The organism is Pseudomonas sp. B10, from assembly GCF_900156235.1.
Taxonomy (GTDB): domain Bacteria; phylum Pseudomonadota; class Gammaproteobacteria; order Pseudomonadales; family Pseudomonadaceae; genus Aquipseudomonas; species Aquipseudomonas siliginis.
In genome coordinates this window covers 871,447-888,803 of the sequence record NZ_LT707063.1, presented here as the reverse complement: position 1 = coordinate 888,803, position 17,357 = coordinate 871,447, and the positions used below count along the sequence as shown (strand labels likewise).

Below are 17,357 nucleotides of genomic sequence, written 5' to 3'. Positions count from 1 at the left end.
GGGGCGAAAAGACAGGTAAAGAGCAACCACAAGTTAATTGTTGGAGTTTTATATGACTGGCTATTTAGACTCTATTCCTCATCCGTGGAATCGGAAGCAGATTATGGCTGCAATGACGCACAAATTTACGGAAGTTTATCCCTCAATTCAAAGAACTCCCGGCGGTAAAGTTTGGAATGATTTGAAGGAGCTGGATGATACGGCATGGATCTTCTATGCAAGCATTTCCGAACTTATTGATGAAATTTGTATTTTTGCCGAGCGAAGCAAGGATCCAGAATTCTGGAATGAAAACAATGAAAAAACGGCAGGGCATTATACAAGGGAGGTGAAGCGAAAACTTTACTATTGCACTTCCTCGCTTATGACCCTAGTAGACATCGCGAGAAATTTTGACAAAAGATATGATACAAATGGGGTGGGAAAAAAAAGAGCTGAATTCTTCACCACTTCTGGATTGCACGATTTCCTACAGGATTTACGCAACTTCAATACACATTGGCGCATTGCTGAAGCCAATTGGTCAATAAACTACGATATGGAAAATGGCACGCGGACAGTACATTTTCAGATAAGCAAGGAAGATTTGCTCGCATGGAGAAATTGGACTGCCAAGGCGAAACATTACATCCAAAGCTTAGATGGCAGTGTTGACGTGTACGAAATTCTCACAACATACAAAAAACAAGCACAAGCATATTACACATGGCACAAAGGAGTCGTGATTGAACAAAATGCTCGGTCTCTACAAATATATTTTGAGTATACAAGGATTCATGAGGGGCTGAGGCAGTATCAGAAATGGAACATGCTTCTTTCGCATGCAAAGAATGATACAAACCCCTATCAATACTTGGCGAAATTTCTTTCAACCTCTCAAATTGAATCGGTGCTGTCTTATCCCATGCGCAGTGAACAACAGGTGGATGCTTTGATTAGGGTAGTAGATATTTATCAGATCTGCGACAAAAATCTCAAAGCTAAACTTATGAAGGTCTTTTCGGTCTCCGAGCAATAAATGTCTTTTTGATCACGAAGATTATCTGCGCCGCAGGAGGAAGAAATAACCACTGTTGCATGGCGCGCCAATTTTACTATTAGCTCAAAGCAATAAAAACAAGGGGGCTTCATGAGTGAAAGATTGTTTTTAGAGCAGTTGGGAGGGCCGCCAAGTGCCTACATTTACTTTCTGTCTCTGTATTCTGTGGCAACGGGGGGTCTTTATCTATGGGGGTATTGGTCGCCATTCGGTGTTAATATTCTAGAGTATGTAAACTTCACAGACATAGTGAAGTCAACAATATACCCCATCGCGTCGACCTTTGTTTTTATGGCTCTTGGAGTAATGATAGGTCAGCTGGTAGGTGTGGGGCCAGACCTACCGTCTGGCGGAGGCAGAAACAGTCCTCCAGCACAATTTATAATGAGACATAAACGTTTATTGGTTTTTCTATATGTCGTCGGGACTTTGTTATTTGCGATTTATGGGCCAGTTGAGAAGTGGCAGGGGGCATTGCCAGTTTTGCTCGGGGCTCCTATCGCTTTATATGCAAGCGCACGCAATGTTTTAGAACGTCAAATTCCGGCGGACGGGCCTCGGACTTTATGTTTGTTCTTGCTTGCAGTTTTGCCTTTTATCGCTTTTGGTGCTGGTCAATTAAGAGCGGCTGCCGTATTGGACGGTAGAGCATTTGACTATGTAATTGATAACACTGCTATAACGCCTGATGAGCATCCCCTTCAAAGTACCCGTTTCGTTGGCCATGCTGGTGATTTCTTTTTTTTCTTAGAACCAGAAAAAATGATATTGTCGATATCCAAATTTGAAACAGTAAAAACATTGAGGCTCGTTAGATTCGAGCGTAAGCGGTAGCCAGCGCCCGTATTTGGTCATCTTGGTAAGCAGTTGAACGCTTGGTAAGCCGATACAGATAGGAGACCGATAGTTGTTTATCGCGAAGGGCAGCAAATGGCCGAAAGCCGACATTCGACGACATGCCCACCTACGTAATATCTCGCAGCGTCTCGCGAGCAGATCCTCCAGTCGATCCTGGCGGGCTTATCTATTCCACATCGCCGGCTTCAAGCGGAATTCGCCTGATAACGTCGTCGTAAGGCACCAGGTTGAGAAAGGCAATGACTTCAACTGCCTGCAGATTTCGCATGCGCATGATCCATACGTAGCTGTTGCGATAAGGCGCGCCATCGGCTGCGGTGGCGGTGCCGTCCCAGTGCACAACGACGTCATCGCCTTCAGCCCAGATATCCGTCACCGTCGGGCGAACGGGCGAGGCGAGCCGTTTTGCGAAGGGTTGGACTGCGCGTTTCAGGAAGTCATCTCGGCCCCGATAAGTGCCTGCCGAGGGGCTCGTCCCCTTGATTGTCCAGATCACATCGGGAGCCAGCACATCTGTGAAGAACGTCCGGCCGCCTTGAGCCCACTGGTTGAACGCTTGCGCAATGAATTGGCGGTTGCGTTCCGTAGTCGGTTCGCTGGCCACGGCGGGCGCCGGCCCTGCGATGAGTGTAGTGAGGACCAGTGCTAGCGCTGTAGAGAGGCGTTGAACAAACGTCATTTCCTGTGCTCCTTAATCTATCCGATGAGCCCCGTCGAGTTGGATGGGCCGTTGTTGTTATCTGTAAGCCGCTAGTTGCGTTCCCACACGCCGTTGTTCTATATGAGGCATTGGCAAAGAATCGGCGCGGGTGTGGACGGCAGTATCTCTGGGCCTCATCTGAAGTGTGACTTACGAGCGGAGGAGGGCTGTTGCAGGATCGTCCTGATTTCTTGCTTGATCATCCGATACCAGTTGTTCAACCGCCGCATGCCCTCGTTATGGAGTTGCGTTTGAATTCCCTTTCAAAGCTTGTCGATATCGTTGGTCGTCACGTCCGGGATGACGGCATTCACAGCACCGCGATTCCGGGTGTCAGCCTCATTCGCTCGGCTACGCCCACGATGCCTATGCCGGTGGTGTATGAGCCAACGCTCTGCCTTGTCGCCCAGGGACGTAAACAAGCGATGCTGGGTACTACCGTCTATGTTTACGATCCGGCCAAGTACCTGATTGCATCGGTAGACCTTCCGGTGATGGGCTCGGTCATCGAGGCGAGTGAGGCTGATCCTTATCTGTGCCTGGCGCTGGATCTCGATACCACTATGTTGAGCGACCTTGCGCTGCGCCATCCGCTAAGAGAAGAGAGCGTCAGTGCACCGCCGGCAGGCATTACGCTCAACGATACGACTCCAGAACTGCTGGATGCAGCGGTTCGGCTGGCCGGGCTGCTCGACAGGCCACGGGATATCGAAGCGCTCGCTCCGCTGGTGATTCGCGAAATGCTTTATCGCCTTCTAACCGAAAACGGCAACAGCATCATCAGGCAGATGGCACAAGCAGACAGCCGCTTGAACCAGATTGCCAAGGCCATTGCCTGGCTGCGCAGCCACTACAACGAAGCGTGTCGAATAGATGAACTCGTCGAAATCGCCGGCATGAGCCGTTCTTCGTTTCATACGCATTTCAAGGCGATCACCTCAATGAGCCCGCTGGAATTTCGTAACCAGTTGCGGCTACAGGAAGCACGGCGGCTGATGGTCACCGAAGCGGTTGACGCCGCAGAGGCGGGATATGCAGTCGGTTATGAAAGTCCCTCGCAGTTCAGCCGAGACTACGCCCGTCTGTTCGGCATGCCACCGGCGAAAGACGCCTGGCGGCTGCGCACGGACATTTGTGGAATTTGAATCCAGCGCTTTTCGTCGCGCAGAAAAAAACGAGGCCGCATTTGCGGCCTCGTTTTCAATGTGTTCCGGACTACTGTTTGACGCTCAGGTAATCGCCGGTCGTATTCAGCGAGATGGTCACGTCCTTGTTGCTGCGGTTACGCCAGAACCAGCCATGGGTGCCGTCAAATAACGCGGTGAATTCGCCTTTATTGCTTTTGACCTGCTTGCCCTTGTTATAGCTGTGGAAGTAACCCTTTTCACCGTTGTAGGGCTCGCCGTGCGTGTCGTAGTTCACGAGCCCGCCAGTGGCTGTCCATTCATAACTGACAGTCTTGCCCTTCAGCATTTCCAGTTTGATTTCCGTACCTTCGCCAGGTTTGAGCGTTACGCTCATCTGATTGGTTTTCAGCGCCGGGGCGGGTGCGGTTACTGGCTTGGTAACAGGCTTGTCAATGGGTTGGACTTGTGCAAATTGCTGCACCGGAGCTGGAGTAGAAGTTGAAGTCGGAGCTGGAGCTGGAGCGGTTGCTTGAGGCGCAGCGGCTTCCGCCAACGCTTCTTGAGCAAGGATGAGTTTCAGCTCGCCCATCTGGGTAAGCCCCAGTGTTCGGCCCACACCTGTAGGATCAATGGCGTATTCAGACGGCATGACAACGGTCACCAAAAGGCCGGCGGCGACCAGTATCGCGATGACGGTCGAGCGCAGCAGTCTGCGGGTGCTGGGCAGTTCATTAACAGTTGGAAGCGGAGTATTGAACATCGTCGGAATTCCTTAGGCGGAGACAAACAGGCCGGTGATCTGGTAACCCATCAAGAGGAAACCGGCACTCATCATGGCGACGTTGGCGGTATACGCGTGGCGCCAGAAACTGCCGGTGCGCCGCCAATACCCCATCAAAATGAGAATCGCGCTGAGGGCCAGCAATTGGCCGATCTCGACACCAACGTTGAAGGCGATCAGGTTCGGAATCAGGCCGTCTGGTGAGATCTCGTATTCCTGAATCTTGGTCGCCAAACCAAAACCGTGGAGCAGGCCGAAGATCAGCGTGGCCACTTTGGTATTGGGTTGGTAACCGAACCAGCGCTGGAATGCGCCGAGGTTATCGAGGGCTTTGTACACCACCGAAAAGCCGATAATGGCGTCGATGATGTAGGAGCTGATGCTGATCTCGGCCAGCACGCCAAGCAGCAGCGTGACCGAGTGGCCTACGGCGAACAGCGTGACGTAAAGGCCAACATCCTTCAGGCGGTAGAGGAAGAAGATCACCCCGAACAGAAACAGCAGGTGGTCGTAGCCGGTCATCATGTGCTTGGCGCCCATGTAGATGAAGGGCAGCAACATGACACCTGAGCTTTCCTGGATGAAACCTTTGTCGCCTTCCGCAACAGCGTGAGCCATCGCCTCGGGTGTTCCGAGTAAAAGTGCAGCGACAAGTAAAAACAACAGCAGTAGCGGGCGGTGCGAAGGCGCAGTAAATACGCCTGTGCCGCTCATCGAGTGCGAATGCATGGGGCAGTCCTACGTTGCAATGATCGTGGGCCGCATTGCGGCCGTGGTCAGGATGCGAACGAAGGGCGAGGTGGGCGCTCAATCAAAAATATCGGCGGCAGAGGAACCGAGTGTCGAAGTGCATCGACCCGGATCGATGGCATCGGCGATGTCGCCAACATCAACGCGGCTGTGAGTTGCGGCGTTTCGTGCTGATGATCAGGGGTCAATGGCGAGTGATAGTGTTCTGAAAAGCTTGAGTGGCTGGATGACGACTCTTCGCCGTGAGAATGATGGACCTCCTGAGCGATCTCCCAGGCTGGCTGCCCCGAGGTGACTGACAACGAATAGGTATGCCCGGCCCAGGCCATGAACATGGCGAGAGCAAGCGCGATTACTACCGTCGTTGTCAGTGTTTTGCTGTACATGGTGTTAAAGGTTTCAACTCGTTGACCGGGCGTTCAAGCGATTTGCCTAATCCCCCCTGGGGGGATACGATGCCAGCGTAATTCATCGAGCCCTGAGACTCAACTCATGAGTGAAGACGAACACGACCACAGCCATCCCCACACCCACCAAAGTCATGAGGCGATCATCAAACGCCTCAAACGGGCGGACGGGCATTTGCGCGGCATCATCACCATGATCGAAGAAGGGCGTCAGTGCGTGGATATCGCCCAGCAGCTTCATGCGGTTGAGAAAGCGATCTGCCAGGCCAAACGCACGCTCATCCAGGATCACATCGACCACTGCCTCGAAGATACCCTTTCGGCGCTAGGTAATGGCGAGCGGGCACCGCTGGAAGCCTTCAAACAAATCACCAAGTACCTTTAGGTCTGACATGCCCGATTTCGCTGAACTGTTGCAGCAAGGCGGGGCTCACGCCTGGCTGTATTTCCCGAGCGCGATTCTGCTCGGTGCCTTGCATGGGCTTGAACCAGGTCATTCGAAAACCATGATGGCGGCCTTCATCGTGGCCATCCGTGGCTCGGTCAAACAGGCTGTTTTGTTGGGGTTGGCCGCAACGCTTTCGCACACCGCCGTGGTGTGGCTGGTCGCCATCGGCGGCATGTACCTGGGCAAAGGCCTGGATGCTGAAACCACTGAGCCGTACTTCCAGCTTGCGTCTGCTGCGCTGATCATCATGATTGCCCTGTGGATGCTGTGGCGTACCTGGCGCGGTGAGCAGATGTTCAAGTTCGAGCAAAGCGATGATCACCATCACGGCGAACACGACCATGGTCATCATGATGAAACGCACCGAATAGATACCGGCCATGGCCGTGTTGAACTGTCGATCTTCGAGGAAGGCCTGCCACCGCACTGGCGCCTGAAGACCTTGAGCGGACACGCCTGGGCAGCCTCGGATGTTCGCCTGACCACGACGCGTCCGGACGGCAGCAGCCAATCGTTCGCTTTCGTCGAGCGTGAAGGCTTTCTGCAGTCGACGGTGGATATTCCGGAACCGCACGAGTTCAGCGCCCGCTTGAGCCTTGGACACGCCGGGCATTCGCATGATTACGACCTGACGTTCCAGGAGCATGATCACGGGCATGCGCATTCCGAACTGGAAGGCCTGGAGCTCTCGATTGATGGCTATCAGGATGCGCACGAACGTGCTCATGCCAACGACATCCGTAAACGCTTCACCAACCGCGAAGTGACCACGGGTCAGATCGTCATGTTCGGGCTGACTGGCGGCCTGATTCCCTGTCCGGCTGCCATCACTGTCCTGTTGCTGTGCCTGCAAGTCAAAGAGGTCGCGCTCGGCGGCATGCTCGTCCTGTGTTTCAGTATCGGCCTGGCGCTGACTCTGGTCACTGTCGGTGCCGCTGCGGCCATTGGTGCCAGACAGGCCTCCAATCGCTGGCCGTGGCTGGTAACCGTGGCGCGCCGCGCTCCTTATCTGTCCAGCGTGCTGATCATTGGCGTTGGCCTGTATGTCGGCTTCCATGGCTGGATCGGCCTGAGCGCATAAGGCGGGAGTGTTGGTGCTTTTCGTTGCGGCACTCAGTGCCGCCACCTGCCACCATAACCAGCCCGACAAACGACGCCGTGTGGCTGATGTTCGCGCCCAGTGACCCAGCCATCGCAAGCAATCGACCTTTGATCGAATCCTCGGAGAAGTCGCTTGCTCAATGAAGGCACCTGGCCATACGCTGCTCCGCGTGAGACATCTCACAAAGAATAACAACACGAGCATGGAGCAAGCCCTGATGAAACTGTCCGCCATTCTGATTGCCGCAATATTATCGATTACATCCGTTGCTGCCTTTGCGCACAGCGGTGGCACTGATTCAAAGGGTTGCCATCGCAACCATAAAACCAACGACTACCACTGCCACTAAACGGCAAGAGCCCAGCGCAAGGCTGGGCTTTTGAGACGAGCGCGATAGGGGGCGAAACATTAGCCCACGCCAACGCTCACCGCTGTTCTTCGAAACTTCGTATCTCACCAGCGACAGGACGTTTTCGTTTACTCCACCGGCACGACGTTATCCAACGCCTGATTAACCGCGAGCTCGCCGAGCATCACTACCTGCGCGATACCTTGCAGTGTCTTGCGCGCAGATCCTTCAACCATCCCGATCACATCACTCAACATCACCGAGGCCGAGCCCAGTGATTCGCTGGCGTTGACCAGCAGTTCTTCGGTGGCGATTTTCGGGTTGGCGAGGAACATGCTGCTGGTTTGGTAGGGCGTGGTTTTGAGGGTGTCGCTGGGTTTGAGGTAGTGGTCGAGGGCGCGGTCGGCGGCTTTGTGGAGTTTTTTTGAGTCGAGGGATTCGTAGGGGGAGGTTGCGTCTGACTGTGGCGGGTTTGGCGTGACTTTGAACATGATCTTTCTCCTCGTGCCGCTTTAAAAGGAGCCATCACCCGTTCGCTACCAAACGAAGGGTGGCGGCCATGCACAGGTTGGTAGACCGGGACACGAGGCAAAACCGGCGCGCTCGAAAGCGCCCTGCGCATAGCCACCATAGAAGCAAGGCGAAGACTTCGCCAAACGGTGTCATTGCGCACCTCGTATACCCGGGCTACCAAACCCGATCACTGTTTTCAGTGACCGGCCAACGATAGAACCCCGCCCCGAGGCGCACAAGCCGGCGGATTCTGGCGTAGTCGTAGGCAATGGCGCAAGGCGTTGTAGCTTGCTGGAATAGTCTGGATATCGGTTTTAAACGGGGTGTTTAGGGAGTTGGTTTTGGCTGATGTTTTGTGTTGATCGGGCTGGGGTCTTCGCGAGCACGTTCGCTCCCACAAGTGTCGAGTGGGCAATGTTTATAGCGTCGTGCCAATCGGGCCGTCACAGATTTTGAACTTTGCTTTCGGCGCCATTTCCATTGTTTGAGGTGACAACCCTCCAGCTCCTACCCACCTGAATCAAGGAATGACCGTGACGGCTCCCACTCATAAACCTGCTCTGCGCCGGGCAATCACTTTTCCGATGCTGTTTCTGTTTATTCTCGGCGATGTACTCGGCGCGGGTGTTTACGCCCTCGCCGGAACCATTGCCGGGGAGGTGGGCGGCGCGATTTGGGTGCCGCTGTTGATCGCATTGTTCTTCGCCATGTTGACGGCAGGTTCCTACGCAGAACTGGTGACCAAATATCCCCACGCCGGCGCGGCTTCGGTGTTCGCGGAAAAGGCCTTCAAGTCGCCGCTCATTTCCTTCCTGGTCGGTTTCTGCATGCTGGCGGCTGCGGTCACCAGCGCTGCGGGTTTGTCGCTGGCGTTTGCCGGTGATTATCTCAACGCCTTCGTTGACGTATCGCCGCAGATTGCCGCCCTGGTGTTTCTCCTGGCTATCGGCCTGCTCAACGCGCGGGGGATCAAGGAGTCGCTCGGGGCAAACCTGGTGATGACCGTGATTGAACTGTCGGGGCTGATTCTGGTGATCGTGGCTGCGGTCTGGTATTTCCGCACAGGCGAGGCGGATCTGGGACGGACGCTCACGTTCAAGCCGGGCGTCAGTCCCATGCTGGCGGTGCTGGGGGCGGCGTTGTTGGCCTTCTATTCCTTCGTCGGTTTCGAAACTTCGGCCAATCTGGCCGAGGAAATCAAGGACGTGCGCAAGGTTTATCCGCGTGCTTTGTTCGCCGCTTTGCTCACCGCTGGCGTGGTTTACATGGCGGTGGGTGTGGCGGCTTCTTCGGTGTTGCCTACCGAGAAGTTGGTGGCCACGTCGGCGCCTTTGCTCGAAGTTGTCCGCGCATCGACCCTCGCAATCCCGCCGGCGCTTTTCTCTTTCATTGCGCTGATCGCTGTGGCCAACGGTGCGTTGTTAACCATGATCATGGCCAGCCGATTGACCTATGGCATGGCGAATCTGGGGCTGTTGCCGGGTGTTTTGGGTGCGGTGCTGCCTCAGCGAAAAACTCCGTGGGCTGCCATTGTCGCAACGACTGTGGTCGCTATTGCACTGACACTCACAGGCACGCTGGCAACGCTGGCAGAGACGGTGGTGTTGCTGTTGCTGTTCGTTTTTCTGAGTACCAATGTGGCGGTGCTGGTTCTTCGTCGTGACAGGGTGGAGGAGGGCCACTTTCGCGTGCCGACCTTCGTTCCGGTGCTTGCGATCGTTTCGTGTCTGGTGCTGCTCAGTCAGCAGGGGTGGGAAACGTGGTTGCGCGCGGGGGCGCTGATCATTGTCGGGATGTTGCTGCATGGCTGTTCTCGCATCAGATTTTCTGCGATCAGTAAGGCTGGGTAGCGTCGCGTTTCCTGGCAGGTGATGGGCGGGAGATTTGCGTTGTTTGGGCGGGCGTATTCGCGAGCTGGCTCGCTCCCACAGTGGGTGGATAGTGGTATTGAAATGTGTCACACGTTGTCAGTCGGCGGGCGGGTGAGTAAGCTGCCGACATGAATCAGTCCTCAGTTTCCCCATCCTTCCCCGGCCCGCGGGGTCCCGTCGATCACGACATTCGTGATCAGATTGTCGCGGCTGCCAACGAGCATTTCAGCCAGTACGGCTACGCCAAGACCACGGTGTCCGATCTGGCCAAGGCCATCGGTTTCTCCAAGGCGTACATCTACAAATTCTTCGATTCCAAACAGGCGATCGGCGAAGCCATCTGCGCGAACTGTCTAGGGCAGATCGTTGCGGCGGTCGAGCAAGCGATCAACGAAGAAGACCTGACGCCCACCGAGCGTTTCCGCCGTTTGGTGAAAACCGTGATCGCTACGGGCGTGAACCTGTTCTTCAACGATCGCAAACTCTACGACATTGCCGCGTTTGCAGCGGGTGAGAACTGGCCAAGTGCGCAGCGTTACGATGCGCAGATCAAGCGCTTTATCACCGACATTGTCCGTGAAGGGCGCGAGGCCGGTGAGTTCGAGCGCAGGACGCCGCTGGACGAGACGGTCGAATCGATCCACTTGGCGCTGCGGCCCTTCGTCAATCCACTGATGCTGCAACACAACCTCGATTTCATCGAAGTGGCGCCCACGCTGACTTCGAACCTCATCTTGCGCAGCTTGATGCCTTGACCCTCTGCTGATCCGAATACTCGGATCAGTCTCACTCTTATATCGCCTCGCCTGTACAGGGCAGACGATGAATTGCCCAAGTTGTGACTATTGACTGATATGGTCACTCGGATAACATGGCCGCCGCAGTTCAGGTATTCCAATTCCGAGTCACCCATAGAGTCCACACAATGAAAAAAACAATGCTCAAGCACCCGGTGGGGCTGGCTGTCGTTTTTGCGTCCTCAAATGTTCTGGCCGGCGGTTTCGCGCTCAATGAGCAAAGCGTCAGCGGCATGGGATCGGGTTTTGCCGGTCGCTCTTCCTCGGCGGAAGACGCCAGTACCGTTTTCGGCAACCCGGCGGGCATGGCGCGGCTCAAGCGCGAGCAGGCCAGCGTCGGGCAGGCGACGTTGTTTGCGAAGTCTGATATCAGCCAGACCCGCAGCACGTTCGGCGGCAAGGAAGACGGCGACATGGTGCCGACCACCACGGTACCGATGGGCTATTACGTCAAGCCGATCGACGAGCATTGGGCGTTCGGCGTGGGGTTCTACGTACCGTTCGGCCTGATCACCGACTACGGCAGTGGTTTCGCCGGCCGCTACTACGCCAACAAAAGCGAAGTCACCACGCTGACGTTCCAGCCGACCATCAGCTATGCCTTCAACGATAAGGTGTCGATCGGCTTCGGCCCGACCATCAACCGCATCAGCGGCGAGCTGTCGGGGATGGTCGCCAATCCGCTGAGCCCCGGGCGCAACGACGGCAAAGTCAAAAGCACCGGCGACGACACCGCGCTGGGCTTTAACGCCGGGGTCATGGTCCAGGCCACCGAGCAGACCCGCCTGGGTCTGACCTATCACTCAAAAGTCAGTTACCACCTCGACGCGAAAAGCAAACTCTGCGATGGCATCTTCAACGTGCTTGGGGTCAGCGGTCGCAGCTATGACGCCTCGCTGGACGTCGACACCCCGGAGTCGGTGGACTTCTCGGTCACCCATCAACTGAACAACGACTGGACGCTGTATGCCGGCAGCACCTGGACGCGCTGGAGTCGCTTCAAAGAGCTGACCATCGAAAACAGTCGATTGCCGCCATTGCTAGCCGGCCAGTTGGGCACGATCAGCGAGGAACAGAACTGGCACGACACCTGGGCTCACGCCATCGGCGCGGCGTACCGGTTGAACAACCAATGGGTGCTGCGTACCGGGTTCTCGGTTGATCAGTCTCCGGCGAACAACACCAATCGCGGGCCGCGTATTCCCACGGGTGATCGCAAAGTGTTCAGCCTTGGTGCCGGTTGGACTCCAGCGGAGAATGTCACCATCGACGTCGCCTATTCGTATCTCTGGGAAGAGAGCGTCGAGATCAACGACACCTCGGCGGGCAAGGGTTCGTACAGCGCGAAATACAAGAACAGCGCCAGCGGGCTCGGTACTTCTGTCAGCTATCGCTTCTGATTCAGCGCTGAACATCGGGCCGGTGACTCTGTGACTGTTGACGATATTGGTCACAAGACTGAGAATATGATGATCATCCTATTTTCAGTGAAGGAATTCCATGCGCCGGCTCCGACCTTTCCCCCTCGCGGTATTTTTGTTGCCCTTGGCCCTGACGGCGTGCGGGGATTCCTCCAGCGCAAAAGATCCACGTACCTTGGCGCCGATTGTCAGATCGGCGGCGGTGCAACCGGCAGAAAATGGATCTCGATCATTCACCGGCGTCGTCGCTGCGCGCACCCAGGGCGATCTGGGCTTTCGCGTTTCGGGCAAGGTGCTCGAGCGTCTGGTTGATACCGGGCAGACGGTCAAGCGCGGCCAGCCACTGATGCGCCTCGACCCGATCGACCTCGGCCTGCAGGCGCGAGCCCAGCAAGAAGCGGTGAGCGCCGCTCGCGCCCGAGCCATACAGACTGCCGGTGACGAAACACGCAATCGCAAACTCGTCGCCGCCGGCGCTATTTCGGCATCTGCCTACGATCAGTTCAAAGCCGCCGCTGACACCGCCAGGGCGCAACTCAATGCCGCTGTGGCGCAAGCGGACGTAGCGCGCAACGCCTCGGGTTACGCGGTTCTGGTGGCGGACGCTGATGGCGTGGTGGTGGAAACCCTCGCCGAGCCCGGGCAAGTCGTCAGCCCGGGACAACCGGTGGTGCGGCTGGCGCGGGCCGGTCAGCGGGAGGCCATCGTCCATCTGCCCGAGACCTTGCGCCCCGCGCCGGGCTCAACCGCTCAGGCAAAACTGTATGGCGATACGTCGGCTGCCGTGAGCGCAAAATTGCGTCTGCTTTCCGATTCGGCTGACAGCACAACTCGTACTTTCGAGGCGCGCTATGTGCTCGAAGGCAGGTTGGCCAATGCGCCAATCGGCTCGACGGTCACCGTCGAAATTGCCCAGGGTTCTTCGCCAGATCAGGCGCTGAAGGTGCCCGTCGCCGCGATCTACGACCCGGGCAAAGGCCCCGGCGTGTGGGTCATCGCCGGCACACCGGCGACAGTGAGCTGGCGCCCGGTCGAGGTGCTGGGCTTGAGCGATGACTCGGCCCGTGTCGCTGGCCAGCTCAACGTCGGTGAACCGATTGTCGCGCTGGGCGCGCATCTGCTGCGTGATGGCGAAGAAGTGCGCCTGCTTGCCCGCGACGACGGCCAGATTGCCGGGAGTCGTCCATGAGCGAGGACCGGTTCAACCTTTCCGCTATCGCCGTGCGCCAACGTGCGATCACGGTGTTTCTGATTTTTCTGATCGCCGTGGCCGGCGTCCTGTCGTTCTTCAAATTAGGCCGGGCGGAAGATCCGCCGTTCACGGTCAAGCAGCTGACGGTGATTACCGCGTGGCCAGGGGCGAGCGCGCAAGAGATGCAGGATCAGGTCGCCGAGCCCCTCGAAAAACGCTTGCAGGAGCTGAAGTGGTACGACCGCTCGGAAACCTACACGCGCCCGGGACTGGCATTCACCATGGTCTCGTTGCTCGACAGCACACCGCCGTCGCAAGTGCAGGAAGAGTTCTACCAGGCACGCAAGAAGCTCGACGATGAAGCGGTCAAACTGCCGGCGGGTGTCATCGGGCCGATGGTCAACGACGAGTTCTCCGACGTGACCTTCGCGCTGTTCGCCTTGAAAGCCAAGGGCGAGCCGCAGCGCTTGCTGGTACGCGATGCGGAGACGTTACGCCAGCGTCTGTTGCATGTGCCTGGCGTGAAGAAGGTCAACATCATCGGCGAGCAGGCCGAGCGGATATTCGTTTCGTTTTCCCATGATCGGCTGGCGACGCTGGGCTTGTCGCCGCAGGACATCTTCGCCGCGCTGAACAATCAAAACGTGCTGACCCCCGCCGGATCGGTCGAAACCAAAGGGCCAGAGGTTTTTCTGCGCGTCGATGGCGCGTTCGACACGTTGCAGAAAATCCGTGACACGCCTGTTGTCGCTCAGGGCCGAACACTCAAGCTGTCTGACGTGGCCACGGTCGAGCGCGGCTACGAAGACCCGGCGACCTTTCTGGTGCGCAACGACGGCGAAGAAGCGTTATTGCTCGGCGTGATCATGCGCGAGGGCTGGAACGGTCTCGATCTGGGCAAGGCGCTGGATGCCGAGACAGTCAGGATCAACGAAGAAATGCCCTTGGGCATGACGCTCTCGAAAGTTACCGATCAGGCAGTGAATATCGACTCGGCCGTTGGCGAGTTCATGGTCAAGTTCTTTGTCGCGCTGCTGGTGGTCATGCTGGTGTGCTTTCTCAGCATGGGCTGGCGCGTCGGCGTGGTGGTCGCAGCGGCGGTGCCGTTGACCCTGGCGATCGTGTTTGTGGTGATGGCGGCGACCGGCAAGAACTTTGACCGGATCACCTTGGGTTCGCTGATTCTGGCGCTTGGCTTGCTGGTCGATGACGCGATCATCGCCATCGAAATGATGGTGGTGAAGATGGAGGAGGGCTACGACCGCATCAAGGCCTCGGCCTATGCCTGGAGTCATACGGCAGCGCCGATGCTGTCCGGCACACTGGTCACGGCGATTGGCTTTCTGCCCAACGGATTCGCGCAATCAACGGCAGGCGAATACACCAGCAACATGTTCTGGATTGTTGGCATCGCGCTCATTGCTTCGTGGGTCGTCGCCGTGGCTTTTACGCCGTACCTGGGCGTGAAGCTGTTGCCGGACATCAAGAAAGTCGAAGGCGGGCACGCGGCAATCTACGACACGCCGCGCTACAACCGTTTCCGGCGCGTTCTGGCGTGGGTGATCACGCGCAAATGGCTGGTGGCCGGTGCGGTGGTCGTGCTGTTTGCCGTTGCGATTCCGGGCATGGGGCTGGTTAAGAAGCAGTTCTTTCCGACCTCTGACCGCCCTGAAGTGATGATCGAAGTGCAGATGCCCTACGGCACGTCCATCGAGCAGACCAGCGCTGCGGCGGCCAAAGTCGAAGCCTGGCTGCACAAGCAGGATGAAGCAAAAATCGTCACCGCCTATATCGGCCAGGGTGCGCCACGGTTTTTCCTGGCAATGGCGCCGGAATTGCCGGACCCATCGTTCGCCAAAATCGTCGTGCTGACCGACAACCAGGACGCTCGCGAAACCCTCAAGTTGCGTTTGCGCGAAGCGGTCGCCAAAGGGCTTGCTCCAGAGGCGCGGGTTCGGGCGACGCAGATCGTATTCGGCCCGTATTCGCCATTTCCGGTGGCCTACCGGGTGATGGGGCCTGATCCGGCGAAATTGCGCGACATCGCCGAGCAGGTCAGGGCGGTGATGCAGAACAGCCCGATGATGAGAACCGTCAACACTGACTGGGGGCCGCTGACGCCGACGCTGCATTTCAACCTGGATCAGGATCGCTTGCAGGCGGTGGGGCTGACGTCCAGCGCAGTCGCCCAGCAGTTGCAGTTTCTGCTCAGCGGCGTGCCGATCACGGCGGTGCGCGAAGACATCCGTTCCGTGCAGGTCGTTGGCCGTGCGGCGGGCAATATCCGCCTGGACCCGGCGCAGATCGAAGGCTTCACCCTGGTCGGCGCAGCGGGGCAACGCATCCCGCTGTCGCAGATCGGCGAGGTGGAAGTGCGCATGGAAGACCCGATCCTGCGCCGCCGCGATCGCACGCCGACCATCACCGTGCGTGGCGACATCGCCGAAGGTTTGCAGCCACCGGACGTTTCCGGCGCGATCATCCAGCAGTTGCAGCCGATCATCGAAAACCTGCCTTCCGGCTACCGGATTGAACAGGCGGGCGCCATCGAAGAATCCGGCAAGGCCGGCAAAGCGATTCTGCCGTTGCTGCCGATCATGATCGCCATGACGCTGCTCATCATCATCGTCCAGGTACGCTCGATCTCAGCGATGATCATGGTCTTCCTTACCTCGCCGTTAGGCTTGATCGGTGTGGTGCCGACGCTGCTGATCTTCAACCAGCCGTTCGGTATCAATGCGCTGGTCGGGTTGATTGCGCTGTCGGGGATTCTGATGCGCAACACGCTGATTCTGATCGGGCAGATCCATCACAACGAGCAGGAAGGGCTGGCGCCGTTCCATGCCGTGGTTGAAGCGACAGTGCAAAGGGCGCGGCCGGTATTGTTGACCGCGTTGGCGGCAATTCTCGCGTTCATTCCGCTGACCCACTCGGTGTTCTGGGGCACGCTCGCGTACACGCTGATCGGCGGCACGTTTGTTGGCACCATCATCACGCTGGTGTTTCTGCCGGCGATGTATGCGATCTGGTTCAGGATTCGGCCTGAGCGCTGACATCGAGCACGATTTTTCCCCGGGTGTGTCCGGCCCAGCTTTGTTTAACCGCGTCGACAACTTCTGTCAGCGGTACCACTTGAGCCTCAAGGCTGAGCTTGCCGGATGTGAACAGCGCGGCAATCTCGACCAATTGGCTGCCATCGGAGCGGGTGGCGAAATTTTTGCCACTCACACCGTGCTCGCTTGCCTTCTGTGCAGAGGGTGCGCTTACGGGGGAAACCAGAACGCCCCCGCGCTTGATCACACTCCATGAACGGTTCTGAGTTTCGCCGCCGACCAGATCAATGACCGCATCGAGGTCAGCAACGCTGTCTTCGAATTTAGCCGTGGTGTAGTCAATCACCTCATCGGCGCCAAGTGAACGCAGATAGTCGTGGTTCTTCGCAGAGCTGGTCGCGATCACATAAGCACCGGCAAGGCGGGCGAGCTGGATTGCGAAGCTGCCCACGCCACCTGAGCCGCCGTGAATGAGGACTTTTTGACCAGCCTGAATCCCGGCGTGTTCATGCAAGGCTTGCCAAGCAGTCAGTGCTGCCGCCGGCACGCCGCCGGCCTCTTGCAACGACAGGGTTGTCGGCGTGTGGGCCAGACGATCTGGCGTTGAGAGGGCTTGGGTCGCATATCCGCCGGTAATCCCGATAAACCCGAACACCTTGTCGCCAACGACAAAATCTCTGACATTCCTGCCCACCGCGGCGACTGTGCCTGAGACTTCCACGCCAGGCGTGTAGGGCAGTGGCAGAGGAATGAATTGCTGCATGGCACCGGAGAGGATTTTCCAATCGATTGGATTGATCCCACTACCGGCAACATTGATTAACACCTGATCGTCATTGGGTTTCAGATCCGCAAGTTCTTTGAGCTCCAGCGCTTCTGCCTGGCCGTACTGCGCGACTTGGATCGCTTTCATGATTCTCTCCGTTGTGATGGTCAAGGCTCGTCGGAA

Annotated in this window: 16 protein-coding genes; 11 read left to right on the top strand and 5 right to left on the bottom strand. The window is 57.1% G+C overall.

Going from position 1 to position 17,357, the window contains the following annotated elements; genetic code table 11:
* Positions 1-52 precede the first annotated feature (52 nt).
* Together BXA01_RS03870 and BXA01_RS26910 are read left to right on the top strand one after the other, a co-directional pair.
* The gene (locus BXA01_RS03870; RefSeq protein ID WP_076563277.1) at positions 53-1,018 is read left to right on the top strand and encodes a hypothetical protein; all 966 of its coding nucleotides are present in this window, start codon (positions 53-55) and stop codon (positions 1,016-1,018) included.
* 111 nt (positions 1,019-1,129) lie between these two features.
* Positions 1,130-1,873 (top strand): hypothetical protein, encoded by a 744-nt coding sequence (locus BXA01_RS26910; protein WP_157115952.1) that lies wholly within the window; start codon positions 1,130-1,132, stop codon positions 1,871-1,873.
* Between the two features lie 190 nt (positions 1,874-2,063).
* On the opposite strand, the gene BXA01_RS03865 is transcribed toward BXA01_RS26910, so the two are convergent.
* The gene (locus BXA01_RS03865) at positions 2,064-2,576 is read right to left on the bottom strand and encodes a nuclear transport factor 2 family protein (RefSeq protein WP_076563276.1); all 513 of its coding nucleotides are present in this window, start codon (positions 2,574-2,576) and stop codon (positions 2,064-2,066) included.
* A gap of 191 nt (positions 2,577-2,767) precedes the next feature.
* On the opposite strand from BXA01_RS03865, the gene BXA01_RS03860 reads away from it, so the two are divergent.
* Complete coding sequence (locus tag BXA01_RS03860; protein WP_231991013.1) at positions 2,768-3,742, top strand: AraC family transcriptional regulator; 975 nt, start codon at positions 2,768-2,770, stop codon at positions 3,740-3,742.
* Between the two features lie 70 nt (positions 3,743-3,812).
* Here BXA01_RS03860 and BXA01_RS03855 read toward each other — a convergent pair whose 3' ends face one another.
* Together BXA01_RS03855 and BXA01_RS03850 are read right to left on the bottom strand one after the other, a co-directional pair.
* A complete protein-coding gene (locus BXA01_RS03855) occupies positions 3,813-4,484 on the bottom strand; it encodes a transmembrane anchor protein (RefSeq protein WP_076563275.1) in 672 nt (223 codons plus the stop codon).
* 12 nt (positions 4,485-4,496) lie between these two features.
* Entirely contained in the window at positions 4,497-5,234 is a 738-nt protein-coding gene (locus BXA01_RS03850; protein ID WP_076563274.1) for a HupE/UreJ family protein, read from the bottom strand.
* Between the two features lie 513 nt (positions 5,235-5,747).
* On the opposite strand from BXA01_RS03850, the gene BXA01_RS03840 reads away from it, so the two are divergent.
* From BXA01_RS03840 to BXA01_RS27550, 3 genes are all read left to right on the top strand, one after another.
* Positions 5,748-6,047: a metal-sensing transcriptional repressor gene (locus BXA01_RS03840; protein WP_076563272.1), complete on the top strand. Its 300-nt coding sequence runs from the start codon at positions 5,748-5,750 to the stop codon at positions 6,045-6,047.
* Between the two features lie 7 nt (positions 6,048-6,054).
* On the top strand, positions 6,055-7,191 hold the full coding sequence (locus BXA01_RS03835) for a nickel/cobalt efflux protein RcnA (RefSeq protein WP_076563271.1): 1,137 nt from the start codon (positions 6,055-6,057) through the stop codon (positions 7,189-7,191).
* Between the two features lie 160 nt (positions 7,192-7,351).
* A complete protein-coding gene (locus tag BXA01_RS27550) occupies positions 7,352-7,561 on the top strand; it encodes a YHYH domain-containing protein (RefSeq protein ID WP_367615309.1) in 210 nt (69 codons plus the stop codon).
* Positions 7,562-7,689: 128 nt separating this feature from the next.
* On the opposite strand, the gene BXA01_RS03830 is transcribed toward BXA01_RS27550, so the two are convergent.
* Complete coding sequence (locus tag BXA01_RS03830; RefSeq protein WP_076563270.1) at positions 7,690-8,052, bottom strand: DUF6124 family protein; 363 nt, start codon at positions 8,050-8,052, stop codon at positions 7,690-7,692.
* A gap of 549 nt (positions 8,053-8,601) precedes the next feature.
* On the opposite strand from BXA01_RS03830, the gene BXA01_RS03825 reads away from it, so the two are divergent.
* The 5 genes from BXA01_RS03825 (at position 8,602) to BXA01_RS03805 (ending at position 16,408) form a co-directional block, all read left to right on the top strand.
* Positions 8,602-9,924 carry an APC family permease gene (locus tag BXA01_RS03825; protein ID WP_076563269.1) on the top strand — a complete coding sequence of 441 codons (1,323 nt, stop codon included), beginning with the start codon at positions 8,602-8,604 and terminating at the stop codon, positions 9,922-9,924.
* Positions 9,925-10,073: 149 nt separating this feature from the next.
* Entirely contained in the window at positions 10,074-10,700 is a 627-nt protein-coding gene (locus tag BXA01_RS03820) for a TetR/AcrR family transcriptional regulator (RefSeq protein WP_016774383.1), read from the top strand.
* A 170-nt stretch (positions 10,701-10,870) separates the two neighbouring features.
* A complete protein-coding gene (locus BXA01_RS03815) occupies positions 10,871-12,142 on the top strand; it encodes an OmpP1/FadL family transporter (protein ID WP_076563268.1) in 1,272 nt (423 codons plus the stop codon).
* Positions 12,143-12,242: 100 nt separating this feature from the next.
* Positions 12,243-13,352 carry an efflux RND transporter periplasmic adaptor subunit gene (locus tag BXA01_RS03810; protein ID WP_076563267.1) on the top strand — a complete coding sequence of 370 codons (1,110 nt, stop codon included), beginning with the start codon at positions 12,243-12,245 and terminating at the stop codon, positions 13,350-13,352.
* Entirely contained in the window at positions 13,349-16,408 is a 3,060-nt protein-coding gene (locus tag BXA01_RS03805) for an efflux RND transporter permease subunit (RefSeq protein ID WP_076563266.1), read from the top strand. The genes BXA01_RS03810 and BXA01_RS03805 overlap by 4 nt, the downstream gene beginning before the upstream one ends.
* Here the strand turns inward: BXA01_RS03805 and BXA01_RS03800 are convergent.
* Positions 16,386-17,321 (bottom strand): NADP-dependent oxidoreductase, encoded by a 936-nt coding sequence (locus tag BXA01_RS03800; protein WP_076563265.1) that lies wholly within the window; start codon positions 17,319-17,321, stop codon positions 16,386-16,388. The two genes, BXA01_RS03805 and BXA01_RS03800, sit on opposite strands and share 23 nt — an antisense overlap.
* Positions 17,322-17,357 lie beyond the last annotated feature (36 nt).